The sequence below is a fragment of the Nitrobacter hamburgensis X14 genome, assembly GCF_000013885.1.
Taxonomy (GTDB): domain Bacteria; phylum Pseudomonadota; class Alphaproteobacteria; order Rhizobiales; family Xanthobacteraceae; genus Nitrobacter; species Nitrobacter hamburgensis.
In genome coordinates this window covers 4,226,014-4,243,375 of record NC_007964.1, presented here as the reverse complement: position 1 = coordinate 4,243,375, position 17,362 = coordinate 4,226,014, and the positions used below count along the sequence as shown (strand labels likewise).

Genomic DNA, 17,362 nt, shown 5'->3' with positions numbered 1-17,362 from the left:
AGGCGCGGATAAAGGATATCTAAGGATATAAGGATAGAACTGCATGAATTTTTGTACTTCAATTGGTTAGCCGACTTTCTGGTGATGTCTGGCGCAGCGCTGGGTGATGTCTGGCGCAGTACAGGGTGATGTCTGGCGCAGCGTTGGGTGATGTCTGGCGCAGTTCAGGGTGATGTCTGGCGCAGTGGTCGCCGTTTTGATTTCATCCAGTTAGCCGCGTGCGCGGTGATGTCTGGCGCAGTGTATACGATAGGCAGGGACGCTTGGACCGTGAATGAATCACTCGACTTGCAAGGGGCGCCACGCGCGCAGTGCTCGGTCGTCGCCTTTGCCTATCAACTCAAGCCGAAACTCTAGCAGCCGGCCATCTGGGCAGCCCGCCACGGCTTTCTTTAAGTCGCGATTGAAATACTTTTGCTGCTGCTTGGCTTGAAACCGCTCTGCCAATTCGACCAGCGACAGGCTGTAGGGTGTGCCGTCCTTCGGCACCTTCAACGACAAAAAGCGATACAGCGCACGATGCAGCGGCTGCGAGAGGATCATGTAATCGCGGTTGAAGGTTTTCAGCATGGGCACGGCGCGCTCGACAATGCCCGCGTAAATCCAGTCTGGCACCGCAACGCGGATTCGCGTGGCTGCGCCGGTGTTGGTTTCCGCCAATTTCTCGTAGGCACTGCCTACCAGCCGGAATTTGCCACCGCGATACTTCGTTCCCTTCATCGGGTCGACCACCACCTCTGCATTCCAAAGCCGGTCGAGGCTTCCCAAGATATCCTCGCTGATCGCGCCGCCCCACTTGCGTCGTTTGAACTTCACCACCTCGCTGATACTGATGTCGAACATGCGCGGCGGCGCGGTTGGCGTTGCTGGAGAACGCCCGGCCTTCTTCTCCGCCTCGTAACGTTCAAGCTGGCTGCGGTATTGGTTGGCCAAATCGGCCAGCCAGGTCTGCATCATCAGCACCAGGTCGTAGTCATCGATTGTCGGCAGGGAGTGATCGCCGATCGCCTTGACGCGAATGGTCACGCCCTGCCGCGTGGTATAGACCAGCTCAGTCCTCACTTCCTTACGCCGGTCGAGTGTGAACGGCGTCATCTCCATAAGGTGCACATCGTCCTTGAGCGCCAATTCCGATAATTCCGGAATGAAAAAATCGCGCTGCGCGTCATCGGGCGCGACCGCGCGCAGGATTTTCTCAATCGGCGCGACATCGATGGGAGCTTTCTGCCCATGTGCGACAACAGCGACCGATACCGGTGCGCCAGCGATATGCGACGCGGCCGCCTTCACATCATCCGCATAGTTTCTGGTGATGATGTTGGCGGCGAGCTGGGTGCTGACCGTCACGGTTACCCTAGCATCGGTGAGTTCGATGTTAGCGGTTTGGAACCAAGCTGAAAAAGCGTCGGCACCAAGCTGAGCCTTGAGGCGTTCAGCAATCAGTTGGCCACGCTCTGTCATCGCAATTGCAAGTTATCGTATTTACGATTCTACGACGTGGCCGGAAACTCGGCTTCCAACAAGCGCCGGATTTCATCGGCCATGAACTTACCCCGTTGGGCGCAGATCATCTTGGCGCGCGCGTGCAACTCGACCGGCACGTCGATTGTGAACCGCTTCATGGCTATCGGCGCGGGTGCAGCCACTGCCTGTTCAATCTCAGTCAGTTTCAAATGCGGCTCGACGCCCTCACCAACCCAAGCGTCGGCCGCTTGCGATTTCGCTGCGGGCATTCTGAAGGGTACGGTTTTGCTCATGCTGCTGCTTTCTCCGTGGTCATATTCGACAGGCTGCGTGCTAGGCCAGTGATCTCCCTTGTCGCTGCACTGTTGGGTTCGGCCTCGATCACGGCGAGACCGCGCGCCGCGCTTTCGGCATAGATCACGCGCTGGCTCAGCGCACGATCGCAAACAGGCAGATCGAAATTCGCGAGCGCCTTGGTGACGTCGCGGCCAATTGCCGTATTTACGATTTTGCGATTAATCACAAATACGGCCTGCAAATTCGCTTTGAATTGCTGGGCTTCCTTGATCAGCTTCACGGTATCTGCCGAGGCCCACACATCATAAGGCGACGGCTGCACCGGGATCACCACCATGTCGCTTGCCATGATCGCGGCACGGCCCAGCTCGCTCACCCGCGGCGATCCGTCGATGATCACCACGTCATAATCACTGGCGATGCTTGGCATATCCTTATGAAGCGTCGGCTTGGGCATGCCGACGACTGTAAACAGCGGCTTGCCCTCCCGCGCTGACGACCAGGAGAGCGAACTGCCCTGGGGGTCGGCATCCACCAGCAGCACGCGCTGGCCAGCCTTGGCGTACACCGCAGCCAGGTTGACGGCGATTGTGGTTTTGCCCACGCCGCCCTTTTGATTCAGCACGCCAATAATCATGTCTCGCAATCGTTTTTACGATTGCACGATGACACGATGACACGATTTTGCACTCAGTATGCCGAAGAAGTAGGCAGCGACTGTGGCTAGTCGTCGTAAAATCGTATTTACGGGCTGGCTGACGCTACGATGCCCCAATCTGTCGTGAACCGTATTCACGACGTTACGACGATACGATTTCACGACGCTCGCGAAGGATCAGGGCTTTTCCAGGAAATCTCAACGTCAAAGCCGGAGGCTTGCCGTCCGTCCTCAACGGTGGCCACGCGGCTATACCATTCGACAACGAGTCCATTCTCCTTGGCCCATTGCATGAAAATCTCAGCGCCGTCGGTGCTCCTCAAGTCAATTCCGTTCGGCAAGGATATGCGCAATGCCTGGTGGCCATTCTTCGCCGCACCGTGCAGTGCCATCTTGATTTTATCACTATGTAGATGCTTCGCAGCCAAATCCTCCAGGGCATGTCGATAGGATCTATGAAGTTCAGGCAGCAGCTTCGAGAGAGGGGACTTCATGCAAATGATTCTGCGCCTTTGCGAAGCGACTGCCAAGATAGGTGTCCGTCACCGCAAGACGTCCATGTCCCAGCTCGTTTGAAATCTGCATGCGTGCCCGAAAATCAGTGGCCTTCTCAACGCGGTTCATGCGTTCATAGGTGGGGCCACCGGCGGCGGGGCAGGGGTGGCCGGTCAAGGTCTGGTATCGCCACTGTGCGTACCAATGCCGGTGGCCGTGCAGGTTGCGAATGCCGGCGCCCCACGTCACATGTTCGACCTCTTTCCGAAACCCGATGTAACGTTGGCCCTCAGGAATGAGCGAGCCGTCGCCGCAGGCCTCGCGAAGTTCGTCGAGCAGCGCACGCTGGCGCGGATGGATTACGGGAATCTCACGGGCGCGCCCGCCTTTGCACCAACTGGATTGCATCGCTAGTCGGTCACCCTTGTCGGCCTGGCGGACCCGGAACTTAAGGCTTTCCTCCAGCCGCATGCCAAATGCCATCTGCAGGCGCAGCGCCAGCTGCACGCGATAGGGCAGGGCGGCGAGCTTATTGACGTGGGTGATGTGGGCGCGGTTGCCGTTGAAGCCGGAGCGCTTCTCAATCCCGGCGCTGTCATTATCTTGCGGGACGACGTTCGGCTTGCGAACTCTCCCGGCCCACCAGCGCAGCCAGCCCATGCGGTTTTTCATGGTGCCAGCAGAGAGGCCAGAACTTCGCCAATAGCCAATCAACGCTTCGACATGGCGCGGTTTCAGCGACGATGCGGCCGGGAGCTTGAAGCCAAGCGCGCGCAGATCGCGTGCCATCTGCTGCAAGCCCCGGTGCCGTTGGTGGCGCGTGAGAAACGACCCTACGCCATCGCTCAGGGCGATGTTTTTCAGGTCATATGCGAGCGCGTCCATCGTGGTTGCCTTCGTTAGTGTTTATGACCGCCGCGAAAGCCTTGGCATAACGCGGCCCGCCGAGATTGGCGGAGTGGTCCATTCAACGCGGCGAGCGACGCCGCATTGTCTTGCTCTGGTCTGTAATTGGTTCGCTACCAGGAATGTGGCCAGCTCCTTCCATGCTGTGCCTCGGCATTGCCGAATCTATAGCGTTTCCTTGTCATTACTCTCCTCATATCGGATTCGCTGCCGGCATTGCCCGTGGGGTTGCACTGGCGGCGGGATCGCTGGATAGCGCCCAGCTCGCTTACGTTTGGTCGACATGTTGATCTCCATTGAAAAGGTCGTGGCCTGACGGCCGGGCATGTTTCAGTGGGTCGTACGGCCTGGCAGAATGCTTCTGGCACTCGCCGGCACTCATTCCGTGCAGAGACCGTGCCTATCCGGCACGGTGTGCATAATGCGCAGGCATCTCTGCTGGAAATCTGTCCGACAATCTCTCGGGGTGCCCCTGCGGCACGCGTCCTCACTACCTGCGCTCCGCTCGTAGTGAGGGCGCTTTCTGCGCTGTTGCTGGCGTGCGCCAGCAGCGGGCAGGGGGCCTTCCGCACCCTTCCCATGGCTGCTTAGGGCTCACGCCTTCCAGCAGCCAGCGGAGGCCGTTGCGCACGCCTCCACGCCACCCGGCGGCCGGGGACGCCCCGGCACCCCGCTGTCAGCGCGTGCTATCGTCGCCCCGCATCTGTCAGCATGCCGTCACGACCACGCCAGCCGATTGCGCCCGCCGTGCGGCGCGGCAAGGTGCTGACGTTGTGCATGCCCATCGAGCGCGCGTTGCCGGTGTCTATGGATGAGCCGTTCTATTCGGCCTTCGTTCGCGCTGTCGCTTTGAATTGATGGCGTGCCTTCACAGGACGGGCTTTAAACTGCGTTCGGAGCTGCTGCGCTATCTCCGCCCATGCGGGTGACAATCCCTCACGCAGCCCGCTCACGCGCTGGCGTTCAAGCCCTGCCTGCGGCTCCAGGTGTTCGCCTCGGCACCACAAGGGCAGGGGGCTTGAGCGCGCGCCTGGCGCGGGCAAGCGGCCGGCCATGGCCCTAAGTCGGAATCCGGCCTCGGCGCGGAATTTTCAACTTGACCTTGTCTGGAACTGGCGGACAATGGTAGGTGACCTATTCTTAAATTTCTCGTCTGATTGTTTTTCCGGTTCCTAAAAATAAAGTGGCGATCATGAATTTGCATCATAGGTACGTCATTAGCCTATCGTTGATTTTAGGCCTCGTCATCCTGTCCGGGTGCAAGAAAGACTCCCCACCACCACCACGGAACTGCGGCACGGCCGAAGAATGTTTCTCGATATTGCGGGACACATTGGGAGCGTGTGCGTTTGCCGGTGCCGGCGATCTACCAAACCGGACCGCATTCTGGAACGCATACAACTTTCACAAAGTCCGCAATATTCTGGCTGTCGTTCAAGTACGCGTTGTACATCTCAATACAGGGCTCCCGGATTCGATCTCACAAAAGCCTGTCCGGGTTATCCCTCTTCCGAAGGGCACCATTCGAGGGGGCCCCGATGGCATCGACTACAACGGACCGCCGGAAGGCCTTGGCTGCCAGTACGTAAAGGTCAATAATCTCGTCGATCAATATTCTTATAGTTTGATCAGCGCGTGCTTTGAGGGTGATTCTGCCTGTGTCAGCTCACCTGTAGCGCAACCAACTGGGGATGAGATCGCACGCTGTGACGTAGAATGCTCGAAAATTGGAGGCAATTGTACGCGTGCGGATATCGGTTATTCGCCAGGCTTGTCTAGTCTCGCTACTGCGCTGATCTCCGCACCGCTGCCAACTCGGCACGATCTGCAATCACTACTGCAGCTCAGCGGAGCGCCTTCGCCACATTGCAAGTATCCGGGCTTGATCGAGCTTGCTTCAGATGGATCGTTTAAAACTGTAAGTGATGGATGTATCGCTCCGATCCCTCTAGAGGATGATGCGCCGTGGTCTGCCGCGTTCCTAAACTCACCCGCGTTTACAAGTGGGAAAATAACTAGGGCGACCCCTTCCGAAGCGTTACTGACCTGGGATACGCAGCCATCAATGACAATCCGTAGCTACGCGACAGCGAGCGCCGCTCCTGTAAATCAGTCGCTATGGTTTCTCCGAGTGCGATCGAACGAACTGTTATTCGCTTCCGAGAAACGCCCGGCAGGTGAGCAATTCTGCGCCAAAATCGCGTACAAACAGGGCTAGATCCATCGAAAGCTGTCAGGCCAAGCGGCTTGCTGGCCGATATTTCTTTCGCCGCTGCGCCTGGCGCGGGCAAGTGGCTGGCCATGGCCCTAAGCCGGAATCCGGCCGGGCCGTTTCTTTACAACATCACGGGGTGACTGCGTTTTAAGCAGCACGGTTGCCGCTGCGGAATCACCGGCGGATAGTGAGCGTGGGGTTTCGTAACCCCGCAGAAGATGGCAGGCACCGCCAGTAAGGTGCTGTTTGTGTATGGACACACAGACGCTCGGCATAGGGCCGGGTGGCGGTGTCCTGTCCAGGGCGTAAGCCTAAAGGCACTGCGCCGTTTCTTCTGACGGTTACGAACACCCGGCCACCTCAACAGGGGTGGCCAACGGCGATGGAAGAACTGGGTGTGCGACGTATCTTTTTAGGAATTGCGCTGCTGCTGCCGCTGGCGGCATGGGCCGGAGAGCCCGCGCAGCGAGTGGCGATTATCCCCGACCAGCAAAAGGGTGAAGTCCGGGTTGTTATTGACGGTCGGTCTGTGCTGCGCGTGACCAGCCAGAGCGTCATTGTGTCGGGTGACCTGATTTATCGCGGCGTGCTGCAAGACATAGGCAACGACCGTTGATGCGTTTGAGGCGCCTGCTTGGGCTTGCAGCTCTGGCGACCCTCGCGCCCGCTGCCGCCTTCGCGCAATTCAATCAAACGTCCATCATCAGCACCAGCATGGGCGGGATCGTCAGTGGCACTTACGGGTATTTCAAATATGTGTCCGCCACCTACGGCCTTGGCACCGGCGCAAGCAAGCTGGCCAGTCTTACCGATGTCGATGTCAGCGGCAAAGTCAGCGGCAGCGTGCTGGTCTACACCGGCGCCACCACCAGCTGGACGGCCCTGCCCATCCAGAACGTCATGAGCACCACCACCATCCTCACCAACTGGCCTGACGCGATTGGCTGCCTCCTTTCCACGGGAACGTATTATATTTACTTGGCTACAGCGCTGCCTGCCAATGGCAGTAGTCTCTACCTCTATCGCCCCATCCGTAACGCCGGAGGCGATACGTATGCGGAATTCAATTCTGATGGGACGTATAACAGCGCCTCCAGCACCAGCGACACCAATGCCTCGGATTGCAATGGCCAAAGCGTCTCGCAACTTTACGCCAGCGGCCGGGCTTTCAACTTCATCGGCAACTCTGGCAGCGGCAGCGGCGACCGCATCACCAGTGGCACCACCAGCATGGTGGCCAACAGCGCCACCAGCATCATCAGCATTACCAATGCAGGGGTAACGGCGGGCTATTTCAACAGCAACGGCGTGCTGACCGTGCCGGGTATCAGCGCCACGTCCAACCTCACCAGCGTCACTTCGCTTTATGCCAGCGGCAACGTGGGGATTGGGACGACGAGCCCAACTACAAAGCTTGATATTGCCGGCACCGGATTGCACCTGGGTAGCACGACCAATGCCTTTTTGTATCCCGACTCGGGTGCTGCTTATAACTCTGGGATTGATATATACAAAACCGGTGCCCGCAAATGGGTGCTGTATAACCAAGGCAACAACGATAATTTTTACATACTGGGCAGCGACGGTTCGTCTGGCGTCTACCTGAGCCAGGGGGCCACCAGTTGGAGTGCTTCATCGGATATCCGTCTGAAAAAGAATATTGAAACCCTGCGCGTACTTGACCGGCTAGATGGCTACCGGGCCGTACAATTTAACTGGAAGCAGAGTGGCAAGCATGACCTGGGGGTCATTGCCCAGGAGCTTTACAAAATATTCCCCGAAGTGGTGAACAAGGGCAGCGATAGCGGCACCGTTGAAAAAATGAACGATAAGGGTGTGTGGAGCGTTCAATACGACAAGCTTGGTGCGCTGGCATTAGAGGCCGTCAAGGAACTCAAAGCCGACAACGATAACCTGCGCAGCGCGAATGGTTCACTACAGCGTCAGGTGAACGACCTCCGCGCTGCCGTCGAGTCGTTGCAGCGTCAGACACATCGCTAAACCGCCTTTGCCGCAGAACGGATCAAAAATTTACGATCGAAAAGCCCGCGTATGCCGCTTGGTGTTCAAGGGTGACACGCGGACAAAGACGGCGCACAAATGAGAGATGGCGCTGCCTTTCTACACGATCGGTCATTCCACCCGGACAATAGAGGCGTTCGTTGATTTGCTGCGGGCAGGCCGGGTGACCATTGTCGCTGACATTCGCTCAGTGCCGAGGTCGCGGACAAATCCGCAGTTCAATACCGACACGTTACCCAGGGCTTTGGCTGAGTTCCAGATCGGCTACGAACATATCGCTGAATTGGGCGGCTTGCGCGGTAAAGCGAAGGCGATCGAGCCAGACATCAATGGTTTCTGGGAGAACCGCAGTTTTCACAATTATGCCGACTATGCTCTTACCAGCGCATTCAGTAACGGCCTTGATCGTCTCATCGCGCTGGGGCGCGAACAGCGATGCGCGATGATGTGCTCCGAGACGGTGTGGTGGCGGTGCCACCGTCGGCTCGTTACGGACAACCTCATAGCACGCGGCGAGAACGTCTTTCATCTGATGGGCAAAGATAAAGTGGAGACGGCAAAAATGACCGCAGGCGCGCGTGTTCAGAAAAACGGAACGGTGACCTACCCGTTGGAATCATGACCGCTAAATGAGAACAGATCAGCTGGCTGTAGGCTGCCAGCATCCTAGAAGGGGGCAGCACTCGGCCGTTTGTAGGCGTAGATCGCACGCAACGCGGCTTGGTAAGCGGGAAAGGTTCGACCCTATTGTGAAGTCCTAAGTTTACCGCGAGGTTCGAGCTGTCGTCAGCGCGGTGCGAACCCTGCCAGTCCAGAAGCGTCTTTACCACCTGCACACTTTGTCGCATTCAGTTGAATTCGGCGGTCCTGTCCTTAGATAGAAGACATGCTCTAGCAATAAGATTTTCAAGTTTGACGTGACCGCTCCTTCGCTTGCGAAGGCATAGAGCAGACCCTCCCGTTTCCAGAAACGTAACCCGCTACGCTAGCACCGGTCAGTGCCAGCGCGGCGCAAGATTGCGCGAGGTGTGCAGATGATGCTGATAAGTATTGGTGGTGTGCTTCTGGCTTGGGCGGCCTTCATTTGGCTCTACGATCCAGATGGCCTTCGAGAACCTTTACGTCCGACGCTGCGCGTATGCCGCAATGAGATATTAGCAGGAGATTGATCGTGATTACGGGTTCACAGTGCCGTGCTGCTCGCGCACTCGTTGAGATTTCGAGGCCGATGCTGGCGCGACGCTCGGAAGTCAGCGTGGACGCCATCGAGCGGTTCGAGAATGTCTCCGGATCGCTGAAGCGCACCGAAATCCAGGCAATACAAGACACCTTGGAAGAACTCGGAGCGGTTTTCATCCCAGAAAACGGGTCGGGTTATGGAGTGCGCTTGAAATTCAATAACCTGGAGGCCGCAGAAATCGCGCGCTTCGAGTGCGAAGGTGGATTGGTCGCGGATGACCGAGTTCCATAATGCGTATATCGCCTTTCACCAACCGATGCGGCAGATCACGGATGTACTGACTGTCGCCCAGCCCCGCTAGAGATAGCGGGGCTCATCGGCGGCGGGGTCATGCCAGCGTCGCTCAAATCTGTCCCGAAGCCCTGACTCGCGTCGCGAACCGCAATTCGGCGGGACGCGTTCCGTGCGCGGGTCGTTTAACCAGGAAAGGAGAAGCTAATGGCTGTGAAGAGAAAAACTTCGCACCTGCGCCCTAGTAGGAAACTGTCTGGAAAGGCTGTCTATGGGGCCAAGGGGAAGAAGATTGGTTCAATCAAGCACGTGTTGGTTGACGAGAAGAAGGGAGAGATTGCCCACGCCGTACTGGGTATCGGCGGATTCTTTGGCAGCGACGCTCACTACATGGTGCCTTGGAACGTGCTGAGATACGATGCCGATCTTGGCGCGTACAGCTCCGACATCAGTGAGAGCCGGTTGAAAGGCCGCCCGAAGCACGGCATGGAGACCATCTTTGACTTGAACGCTCGATATGCCACGCTCCACCCCCGCAATAACGAGTTCGTGGTACATCCAGGCTAAGCACTGATTATTGGTACCCGCCGGGAGATCCCGGCGGGTTTTTGCTGACCCACTGTCATTCTGACCTTCTATAATATCGCGGTATCCTCGTATGTCGAACGGTGGACATCAGGGCGCTCAACATCGATATGCCGCATCATCGCGCGGCAGCCGCGCAGGCTACTGGCGTTCAAGCTCTGCCTACGGCTTCAAGTGTTCGCCTCGGCGGGGGCTTGAGCGCGCGCCTTGCGCGGGCAAGAGGCTGGCCATGGCCCTAAGCCGGAATCCGGCCGGGCCGAGTCTTACAAATTGGCACCAAAGTCCGCCTACCGCGTTGCTGTGCATCAGTTCATCGTGGCGTGATGGTAGAGCGTACAAAATCGCGGGCGAAGCAGCGCACCGGTGGCACCAGGCCCACGGCGATGCCGGGATTCATCAAGCCGCAGCTGGCGACGTTGCGCACAAATGCGCCGCGACAAAGTGGCTATCTCCATGAAATCAAATACGACGGCTACCGCGTGCAGCTGCACCTCGACCAGGGCAGGGGCAAGGCCTACACTCGCAATGGGCTCGACTGGACGAAGCGCTTTTCAGAGATTGTCGCCGCGTTCGACATCCCCGGTCAGGCCATCGTGGATGGGGAGGTCGTGGTTGTCCATGAAGGCCGCACGAATTTCTCCGAGCTGCAGGCAGACCTCGCCAGAGGCGACCAGAGCCGTTTGCTGTATTACGCCTTTGACCTGCTGTGGCTGGATGGCCGAGACCTACGCAACACGCCGCAGGTTGAGCGCAAGGCGCTGCTCAAGGAGCTGTTCGACACTTACGCGCTCAAGGCCCCCGCGCTCTACAGCGAGCATCTGGAAGGGGACGGCCAGGCATTATTCGAGCACGCCGCAAAGCTCAACTACGAGGGCATAGTCTCGAAGAAGGCCGCCGCGCCATATCGCTCCGGCCGCAACGACAACTGGCTCAAGGTCAAAACCGTTCAGCGCGGCAAATTTCCCGTGGTGGGATTCATCAAAGACCCCAGCGGCATTGCCGCGTTGTATCTCGGCAGGCGCGAGGGCAAACAACTCGTTTACATGGGCAAGGTCGGCACGGGCTGGAGCCGCACGACATCAAGCAGCATCAGGAAGGCCCTCGACCAGGTCGTGAGCCCGAAAAGCAAGCTGAGCAAACCGCTCAGGAAACCCAAGGCGACGTGGGTTGAACCTGTTTTCACGGCAGAGGTTGAGTACCGTGACATCACCTCCGAGGGCCTGCTGCGCGCCAGCTCGTTCAAGGGGCTGACGAGGCAGAGCAAGAGCTGAAGCGGTTAGGATCAGGCGCGGAATCCGACCGGACCGTTTCTTTACGACACCACGGGTGGTTGGCTCAGATATGCGGCGCGTTGTCGGCCGATCGAGTTTTGAGCCTTTAACAGCAACGCCACACCGTCCCAACCGCCTCAAGGCCGAGCCCTTCGGGCGCTACGCGGCCTTGACCCGGCCGTGCCGGCGTGGCGAGGGGCCTGCATCGCTTTAAGCCGAAATGCGGCTTAAGCCGAGACACAAGACGGTCACACACCTGACGCTGCATTAGGCGCCCACCAAGACATTCCAATTACCTGGCGCTAGGGTTTGCCCATGCGCTCGCTTGTGCTCGCAGGAATGCTTGGCCTTATGGCCAGCATTGCCGTGGATGCCTGGGCGGCGTGCAGCAGCCCCGCCGCGAATGCCGGGGATCAATCCTTCGACAGCACACAGAGCGTGATGGTGTACTGCGACGGCAGCAACTGGATTTCGATGGCCGGTGGCGTCAGCGTGACGATCGGCGGCACCACCAACGTGCCCGGCGGTTCGGGGGGCCAGGTACAGTACAACAACGGCAGCGGCGGCTTTGCAGGCGACAGCGGCCTGACCTATTCAAGCGGCTTGCTGACCGTCACCAACGTTTCGGCCACCAACATGAGTGCCGGCGGCAATGTGACCGCTGGAGCATTCTACGGCGACGGCAGCCACCTGACCGGCGTCGGCGCTGGCGACCGGATTGTAAGCGGCAGCGTCAGCGCGATTGCACAGCAATCGACGGGCATGGTGAGTGTCAGCGGCACGCTGGCGCTCAACAACACCGGCAGCGAAACCTGCGACGCGGCCCACGCCTATAGCCTGCGCATCAATCCGACCACCAAGATGGTGCAGATGTGCAGGCCGTAATGCGCCCTCTGGCCCTTGTATTCGTATTAGCCTTCAGTGTTATTGCCAGCGCAGCTCATGCGCAGGACTGGGGCAAGGTGGCGACGGTATCGGCCACCATGGGTGTGAGCGGCAGCCGGTTGTGCCTGGGCGAGGCGTCCCGCGGCGACATCGGTTGCCCGGCCTACGCGCCGAGCGTGACCACGGCGGGCGACCTGGGCGTCAGCGGCACGGTGACGGCCAACAAGTTTATCGGCGACGGCAGCGGGCTGCTGAACCTGTCGGCCAGCGGCGACCGGATTGTGAGCGGCACGCTGAGCATGCTGGCGATTTCCAATACCGGCTACATCAGCCTGACCACGGGCGCGACCAACTGGGGCTATTTGAGCAGCGGCGTGAACTACCTGCCGAATCTTAAGACGACGACGCTCTCCGCCACCACGGCTATCCAGGTGGGGAGCAACAGCCTCACCTGCGGCACCACCATTTCCGGCACCATGCGCTACAGCGCCATCTCTTCCACCATGGAATACTGCAACGGCAGCGCCTGGACCAGCATGGGGCCGAGTGCCACCTCACCAGTAAGTTTCATGGTGAAGCGGAGCGCCAATCAAACGGTTGCTTCCTACGTGGAGACAAAGATTCAGTTCGACCAGGAAGTGTTCGATACAAATAACAACTTCAATACATCTACCAACCGTTTCACACCGACCGTGCCCGGAAAATACCTCATCACTCTCTCCACCTACTGCGCCGATGCGACGACGCAATGTAATGCCTTGATTTATAAAAATAGCAGTTCAGCATATGCATCGTTTGCCTACACTGGCACCACAGCTCCCCAGGCCACGGCCATCATTGATATGAATGGAACGACCGATTACCTGGAAGGGTATGTCTATAACGGGGGCGGAACCACTCTAGCTGGCGGAGCGACTGGTAATCACTACACGTATTTTGACGGAGTTCTACTCGCGCCCCAAGGTGGCGGCAGCGGCGGCACGGCCACACCGGCGGGCAGCACCGATGATGTCCAATATGCCAGCGGTGGCGCCTTGGCGGCCGATACGGGCAAGTTCACCTACGCTGGCGGGCTTCTGTCGGCGCCGAACATTTCCACCACCAACATTTCGCTCAGCACCATCAACGGCGTTCTCTTTACCGGCGGGGCCAGCGGCGACCGCATCGTGAGCGGCACGCTCAGCATGCTGGCGATTTCCAGTACCGGCTACATCAGCCTGACCACGGGCGCGACCAACTGGGGTTACCTGAGCAGCCTTGCGAGCTTCATTCCGGTGCTAGGCGCGAACACGATCAGCAGCACCAACATCAGTGTTACGCTTAGCCACTATACGCCACGTGCGATTACGTCGTTTGCGGGCGCCGGCGGCAACTACATCGTCAGTAGCACGTCGAGCGTGTCGGCCAGCAGCGCGGGCAGCGTGAAAATCGCCGCCGGTGGCAAGCTGGCCATGACTATTGTGTCGAGCGGCAACGTGGGGATTGGGACAACTGCGCCGAGCACTCCGCTAACGTTAGGAAACGCAAAGGCGCTGGGTTTTAACAGTACAACGGGCTACAACAGCGGCTCGCTTGGTGCGGCCATATATAAGTGGACTGATAACAGTCTTTTTATCGACAACTTTGACGGAAGTGTTGTCTTCCGGCGCGCTTCATTTCTGCCCTCGATGGTTATTGACCCTTCTGGCAACGTGGGGATTGGGACGACGGCACCAGCAAAAACTTTGGATGTTAACGGCGGGGCTAGCATTGGCACTACTGCAGGTTCCCGGGTTCAGCTTGGCACTAACGGCAGCGTCAATTTCATTCAATCCATCACAACTGGGAATGCGGCGTTTCCATTGAGTTTTTACCAAGGGCCGGGTGAGGCCATGCGCATTGATACAAACGGCAACGTGGGGATTGGGACAACAGCCCCCTCGTATATGCTGCACGTCAATGGTTCGGTTGCCGGGGTAGGCGCCTACAATGCGCTTTCCGACCGCCGATTTAAGAAGAATATCCATCCCGCCGATTACGGGTTGGCAGCGATTGAGAAGCTGCGCCCGGTCACGTTTGACTGGATAAGCCCGACCAGCCCGCAATTGCATAACCGTCAGTTGGGCCTGATTGCGCAAGAGGTGCAGCCCCTGGTGCCCGAGGCGGTGAGTGTCGCTAACGACCCCTCGCATACCATGAGTATTGCCTACAGCACGCTGGTGCCGGTGCTCATCAAGGCCGTGCAGGAGCTCAAAGCCGACAACGACAATTTGCGAGCAGAGCTGCGCACGGTGAGGGACACCGACCACGCCGCGATTGAATCTCTCCAGCGTCAGCTCAACGAGTTGAGGGCCGCGAAACGCTAGGCGGCTTCCACGTAGGACGACGTTGGCGTGGCCTTCGACCGGGCTTTAGGCTGCGCCCGGAGCCGTGCAGGGTTCTCGCACGCGAGACTCGGAGCGGTAACTGGCGGCCCCTTCGGTAATAGCGATATCTACACCGCGAGGTGTCCGTGATGATAAACGCTGGCAGGACATGCACAAGCGGGATGGCGCTAACAGCGTGCGGCGTGGTGCCGATGCATCGGCGGTTAGGCAATTTGGCGGATGGTGTCAGCAGCAACCGGTGCCCGTGCCTATAATCAGTCATGCGCAAGATATTTTCGATGACACTGGCGCTGGCATTGGCCAGCGGCTCGGCCTTGGCTCTGGAAGCCGCCACCACCGGCAGCCAGGCCACGCAGGCAACCGTGGGCGTCATCAACAGCAAGGTTGATACCAGCATCGCTGCGTTACAATCCAGGCTCGACAAGATGGAGGCATGCGAGGCGCAGCGTAAGTTCTACGCCCCGGCTGACCCCAAGAAGGATTCTAACGGCTGCGTGGGCGTGGGCGATTACGATTTGAACATGGCGAGCACCAGCAACGTCAACCTGGCCAACGGCCGGGTGTACAGCACCAACTCAGCTTCCAACAACTGGGGCGGGCTGTTCTACGGGCCTTCCAACTACGGTGGGGTTTACGGCCAAGCCGGGATTTACGGGGTATACGGCAATGCCACCGGCAACGGTTATGGCGTGATAGGTAACGCCACCGCCGACAGCGGCGGCATCGGTGGTTCATTTTACGGCGGCAACAGCGGCGTGCGCGCTTACGGGGCCGCTTACGGGGTACTCGGCAACGCAACAAATGGCTGGGCTGGTTATTTTACTGGCACTTATGGCGTGGTCGGTATCAGTAACGGCGCCGGTACTTGGGGTGTCGAATCTTATGGCTACGGCAGTGGCGCGGGTAGCGTTTATATCGGCAACGACAAGGGCGATGCCCGGCTGTGCCTGAACGGGAGTTGCACCACCAGTTTGCCTTCGGCCGGTTACTATACGCTTATATCTTCGGGTTACAGAGGCTCTATGAGCAGAACCAACTCCAGCGGCCGTGGCATGATGGTGATGGCGTCGGGGGGACTCAACTCATCCTGCGGCGGCAACTACGCCAACCCTTCCAATCTGAATGGATATGTGAATGGAAACTGGGTGACGTATTCGAATGACAATAACATTGAGATGGGAAAGGGGTCGCAACTCACGTTTTTTGTGCCGCCGGGGTCATACTACAGCGTAACGTCCTCTCCCTATGGCTGCGGCAACGGGTACTTTTACGTTTCGGAGGCTGTTATTTAGGGGCGGCCGGACTTCCAGCTCCGTATCCGCGCGCCCGGGAGAACAGCTACACCGCGCGCACATTCGCGTCGCCATCACGATGCTTACTGTCTGTCGTGCTCGTCTGCACTATGAAGGTCTCGCAATCCTCTCGCTAACTGGCGAAGGTCGTTCCTCGCTGCGCCAACGGGAAGCGCACGTGCCCGCCGAAGCGCATCGGCCGCATGCAGTATTATCGGGGCCTTGGATTTGTGATCGGTCATTTCGGCGGCTGCAATCCGGAGGACGATAGCCACAGGTCCACATTCACAGCGGTTTCTGCCTGGAAGGCTTGCTGCAAAAGGAGATTGCGAGCCATGCCATCAGGGATTTTCGTGGCCTCCTCTCTAAGGCGGCGCGCCTCCTCGATCAGCCGATCTTGAAAGGTTTTCCCATAAATGGAATGACGCTGCTGCATGGCAATGCCCCGCTGTTTGAGTAGGGCGAGAGCGCAAAAGGCGGTCTCATCACCGATGAAAGCCAAGAGCCACTCGGTGATTTGGAAAGTCTGCGCCCTATGTCGGGGAATAGCGAATCATTTATTTATTTATGACCACGGCCTCTACACACACGCTCTCATGAACGGATGGCCCTTGCGAACATCGGCCCAGAGTCTCACCGGGACGCTTGTGGCCGGTCGCGAAGTCGATGATGTGCGGCGGCGGCTGACCCGCTTGCTCTGCCTTGGTGGAACGTGAGCGAAAGGTGAGCCAAGCGGATTGAAAAGCATAACGATGGCTCGGAGCGCGTTGCGAGCCGCAACGTGAGGCCGCACGTTGGGGGGATGATCAAGAGGCTGATCCGACAGCAACGCTGCCCCATCTTTTTTGGTGGAACCGCTTGCGTAGCGTCCGGTAAAGGCGGCTACTAGTGCTGCACCAACGCGCAGACCTTTATAGGAGGTCAAGATGCAATCTTACGTGCACGACGAAAACATCAAGCTGTACGGCAAACTCATTGCGGAGAGCGAAGGTAATCCGTCACGTGATGAGGATCGGCACTCCATGCTACGGACTTTGCTTGCCGAAGAAAAGGCGAAGGCGGAGGCGAAAAACCCGACCCAAAGCTAGTCCTTATTCGACTTCCGGTCTGGCTTCTCTGCGAGCCGTGCGTCACTAAACCCGCCGCTGCCACTGAACAGGTCTTAGGTTCACGGCCGAAATCCCCATACACCGGCGCCAATAGCGGCGAGTATAATGACGAGGAAAAACCGCGATTGCCAGCGGTCCTTCGGCTTCGCCTTCGATAAGGCGAAAGATTCTCACGGTTAAACGGTGCTCGTCATTCGGCATTGGTAGCGTCCCCTGATACCGTCGTCACCTTGCGCCCAGGATGGTTGCCGCCACCACTGGCCTGCAAAGCGCTGGGCCCCGGCGGAGCCAGGTTAAGCGCGTGCGCGGGTCGTCGACCGAATGAC

General features: G+C 58.5%; 16 protein-coding genes and 1 pseudogene. 10 read left to right on the top strand and 7 right to left on the bottom strand.

What is annotated here, in order from left to right:
• Nucleotides 1-279 precede the first annotated feature (279 nt).
• From NHAM_RS19805 to NHAM_RS19785, 6 genes and pseudogenes are all read right to left on the bottom strand, one after another.
• Complete coding sequence (locus NHAM_RS19805) at nucleotides 280-1,128, bottom strand: replication initiator protein A (protein ID WP_245269953.1); 849 nt, start codon at nucleotides 1,126-1,128, stop codon at nucleotides 280-282.
• A gap of 156 nt (nucleotides 1,129-1,284) precedes the next feature.
• Nucleotides 1,285-1,461, bottom strand: a pseudogene (locus NHAM_RS29370) (DnaA N-terminal domain-containing protein); the annotation flags it as partial.
• A 29-nt stretch (nucleotides 1,462-1,490) separates the two neighbouring features.
• Nucleotides 1,491-1,757: a hypothetical protein gene (locus NHAM_RS19800; protein WP_011512197.1), complete on the bottom strand. Its 267-nt coding sequence runs from the start codon at nucleotides 1,755-1,757 to the stop codon at nucleotides 1,491-1,493.
• The gene (gene parA / locus NHAM_RS19795) at nucleotides 1,754-2,398 is read right to left on the bottom strand and encodes a ParA family partition ATPase (RefSeq protein ID WP_011512196.1); all 645 of its coding nucleotides are present in this window, start codon (nucleotides 2,396-2,398) and stop codon (nucleotides 1,754-1,756) included. Before parA ends, NHAM_RS19800 begins: the two co-directional genes overlap by 4 nt.
• A gap of 179 nt (nucleotides 2,399-2,577) precedes the next feature.
• On the bottom strand, nucleotides 2,578-2,847 hold the full coding sequence (locus tag NHAM_RS19790; protein ID WP_245269952.1) for a hypothetical protein: 270 nt from the start codon (nucleotides 2,845-2,847) through the stop codon (nucleotides 2,578-2,580).
• 34 nt (nucleotides 2,848-2,881) lie between these two features.
• The gene (locus tag NHAM_RS19785) at nucleotides 2,882-3,799 is read right to left on the bottom strand and encodes a phage integrase N-terminal domain-containing protein (protein WP_011512194.1); all 918 of its coding nucleotides are present in this window, start codon (nucleotides 3,797-3,799) and stop codon (nucleotides 2,882-2,884) included.
• Nucleotides 3,800-6,417: 2,618 nt separating this feature from the next.
• Here NHAM_RS19785 and NHAM_RS19780 point away from each other — a divergent pair.
• The 9 genes from NHAM_RS19780 (at nucleotide 6,418) to NHAM_RS24185 (ending at nucleotide 15,927) form a co-directional block, all read left to right on the top strand.
• On the top strand, nucleotides 6,418-6,651 hold the full coding sequence (locus NHAM_RS19780) for a hypothetical protein (protein ID WP_041358436.1): 234 nt from the start codon (nucleotides 6,418-6,420) through the stop codon (nucleotides 6,649-6,651).
• Complete coding sequence (locus tag NHAM_RS19775; protein ID WP_011512191.1) at nucleotides 6,651-8,036, top strand: tail fiber domain-containing protein; 1,386 nt, start codon at nucleotides 6,651-6,653, stop codon at nucleotides 8,034-8,036. Before NHAM_RS19780 ends, NHAM_RS19775 begins: the two co-directional genes overlap by 1 nt.
• Before the next feature lie 106 nt (nucleotides 8,037-8,142).
• Nucleotides 8,143-8,679 carry a DUF488 domain-containing protein gene (locus NHAM_RS19770; RefSeq protein WP_011512190.1) on the top strand — a complete coding sequence of 179 codons (537 nt, stop codon included), beginning with the start codon at nucleotides 8,143-8,145 and terminating at the stop codon, nucleotides 8,677-8,679.
• A 633-nt stretch (nucleotides 8,680-9,312) separates the two neighbouring features.
• Nucleotides 9,313-9,528, top strand: coding sequence for an XRE family transcriptional regulator (locus NHAM_RS19765; protein WP_245269951.1), 216 nt, complete (start codon nucleotides 9,313-9,315; stop codon nucleotides 9,526-9,528).
• A 207-nt stretch (nucleotides 9,529-9,735) separates the two neighbouring features.
• Nucleotides 9,736-10,095, top strand: coding sequence for a PRC-barrel domain-containing protein (locus NHAM_RS19760; RefSeq protein WP_011512188.1), 360 nt, complete (start codon nucleotides 9,736-9,738; stop codon nucleotides 10,093-10,095).
• Between the two features lie 341 nt (nucleotides 10,096-10,436).
• Nucleotides 10,437-11,384 (top strand): non-homologous end-joining DNA ligase, encoded by a 948-nt coding sequence (gene ligD / locus NHAM_RS19755; RefSeq protein ID WP_011512187.1) that lies wholly within the window; start codon nucleotides 10,437-10,439, stop codon nucleotides 11,382-11,384.
• A gap of 315 nt (nucleotides 11,385-11,699) precedes the next feature.
• Nucleotides 11,700-12,269 carry a hypothetical protein gene (locus NHAM_RS19750; RefSeq protein WP_011512186.1) on the top strand — a complete coding sequence of 190 codons (570 nt, stop codon included), beginning with the start codon at nucleotides 11,700-11,702 and terminating at the stop codon, nucleotides 12,267-12,269.
• Complete coding sequence (locus NHAM_RS19745) at nucleotides 12,269-14,614, top strand: tail fiber domain-containing protein (RefSeq protein WP_011512185.1); 2,346 nt, start codon at nucleotides 12,269-12,271, stop codon at nucleotides 14,612-14,614. Before NHAM_RS19750 ends, NHAM_RS19745 begins: the two co-directional genes overlap by 1 nt.
• A gap of 299 nt (nucleotides 14,615-14,913) precedes the next feature.
• Entirely contained in the window at nucleotides 14,914-15,927 is a 1,014-nt protein-coding gene (locus NHAM_RS24185; protein ID WP_157043699.1) for a hypothetical protein, read from the top strand.
• 238 nt (nucleotides 15,928-16,165) lie between these two features.
• Here the strand turns inward: NHAM_RS24185 and NHAM_RS19735 are convergent, their stop codons facing one another.
• Nucleotides 16,166-16,429: a hypothetical protein gene (locus tag NHAM_RS19735; protein WP_011512183.1), complete on the bottom strand. Its 264-nt coding sequence runs from the start codon at nucleotides 16,427-16,429 to the stop codon at nucleotides 16,166-16,168.
• A 424-nt stretch (nucleotides 16,430-16,853) separates the two neighbouring features.
• Between NHAM_RS19735 and NHAM_RS27685 the strand changes: the two genes are divergently transcribed.
• Entirely contained in the window at nucleotides 16,854-17,015 is a 162-nt protein-coding gene (locus tag NHAM_RS27685) for a hypothetical protein (protein WP_198136963.1), read from the top strand.
• The last annotated feature ends 347 nt before the right edge of the window (nucleotides 17,016-17,362 follow it).

Coding starts and splice junctions, on each gene's coding strand:
- NHAM_RS19800 (WP_011512197.1), bottom strand. CDS start 1,757: ATGAGCAAAACCGTACCCTTCAGAATGCCCGCAGCGAAATCGCAAGCG.
- NHAM_RS19750 (WP_011512186.1), top strand. CDS start 11,700: ATGCGCTCGCTTGTGCTCGCAGGAATGCTTGGCCTTATGGCCAGCATT.
- NHAM_RS19775 (WP_011512191.1), top strand. CDS start 6,651: ATGCGTTTGAGGCGCCTGCTTGGGCTTGCAGCTCTGGCGACCCTCGCG.
- NHAM_RS19785 (WP_011512194.1), bottom strand. CDS start 3,799: ATGGACGCGCTCGCATATGACCTGAAAAACATCGCCCTGAGCGATGGC.
- NHAM_RS19770 (WP_011512190.1), top strand. CDS start 8,143: ATGGCGCTGCCTTTCTACACGATCGGTCATTCCACCCGGACAATAGAG.
- parA (WP_011512196.1), bottom strand. CDS start 2,398: ATGATTATTGGCGTGCTGAATCAAAAGGGCGGCGTGGGCAAAACCACA.
- NHAM_RS19745 (WP_011512185.1), top strand. CDS start 12,269: ATGCGCCCTCTGGCCCTTGTATTCGTATTAGCCTTCAGTGTTATTGCC.
- NHAM_RS24185 (WP_157043699.1), top strand. CDS start 14,914: ATGACACTGGCGCTGGCATTGGCCAGCGGCTCGGCCTTGGCTCTGGAA.
- NHAM_RS19760 (WP_011512188.1), top strand. CDS start 9,736: ATGGCTGTGAAGAGAAAAACTTCGCACCTGCGCCCTAGTAGGAAACTG.
- ligD (WP_011512187.1), top strand. CDS start 10,437: ATGGTAGAGCGTACAAAATCGCGGGCGAAGCAGCGCACCGGTGGCACC.
- NHAM_RS27685 (WP_198136963.1), top strand. CDS start 16,854: ATGCAATCTTACGTGCACGACGAAAACATCAAGCTGTACGGCAAACTC.
- NHAM_RS19780 (WP_041358436.1), top strand. CDS start 6,418: ATGGAAGAACTGGGTGTGCGACGTATCTTTTTAGGAATTGCGCTGCTG.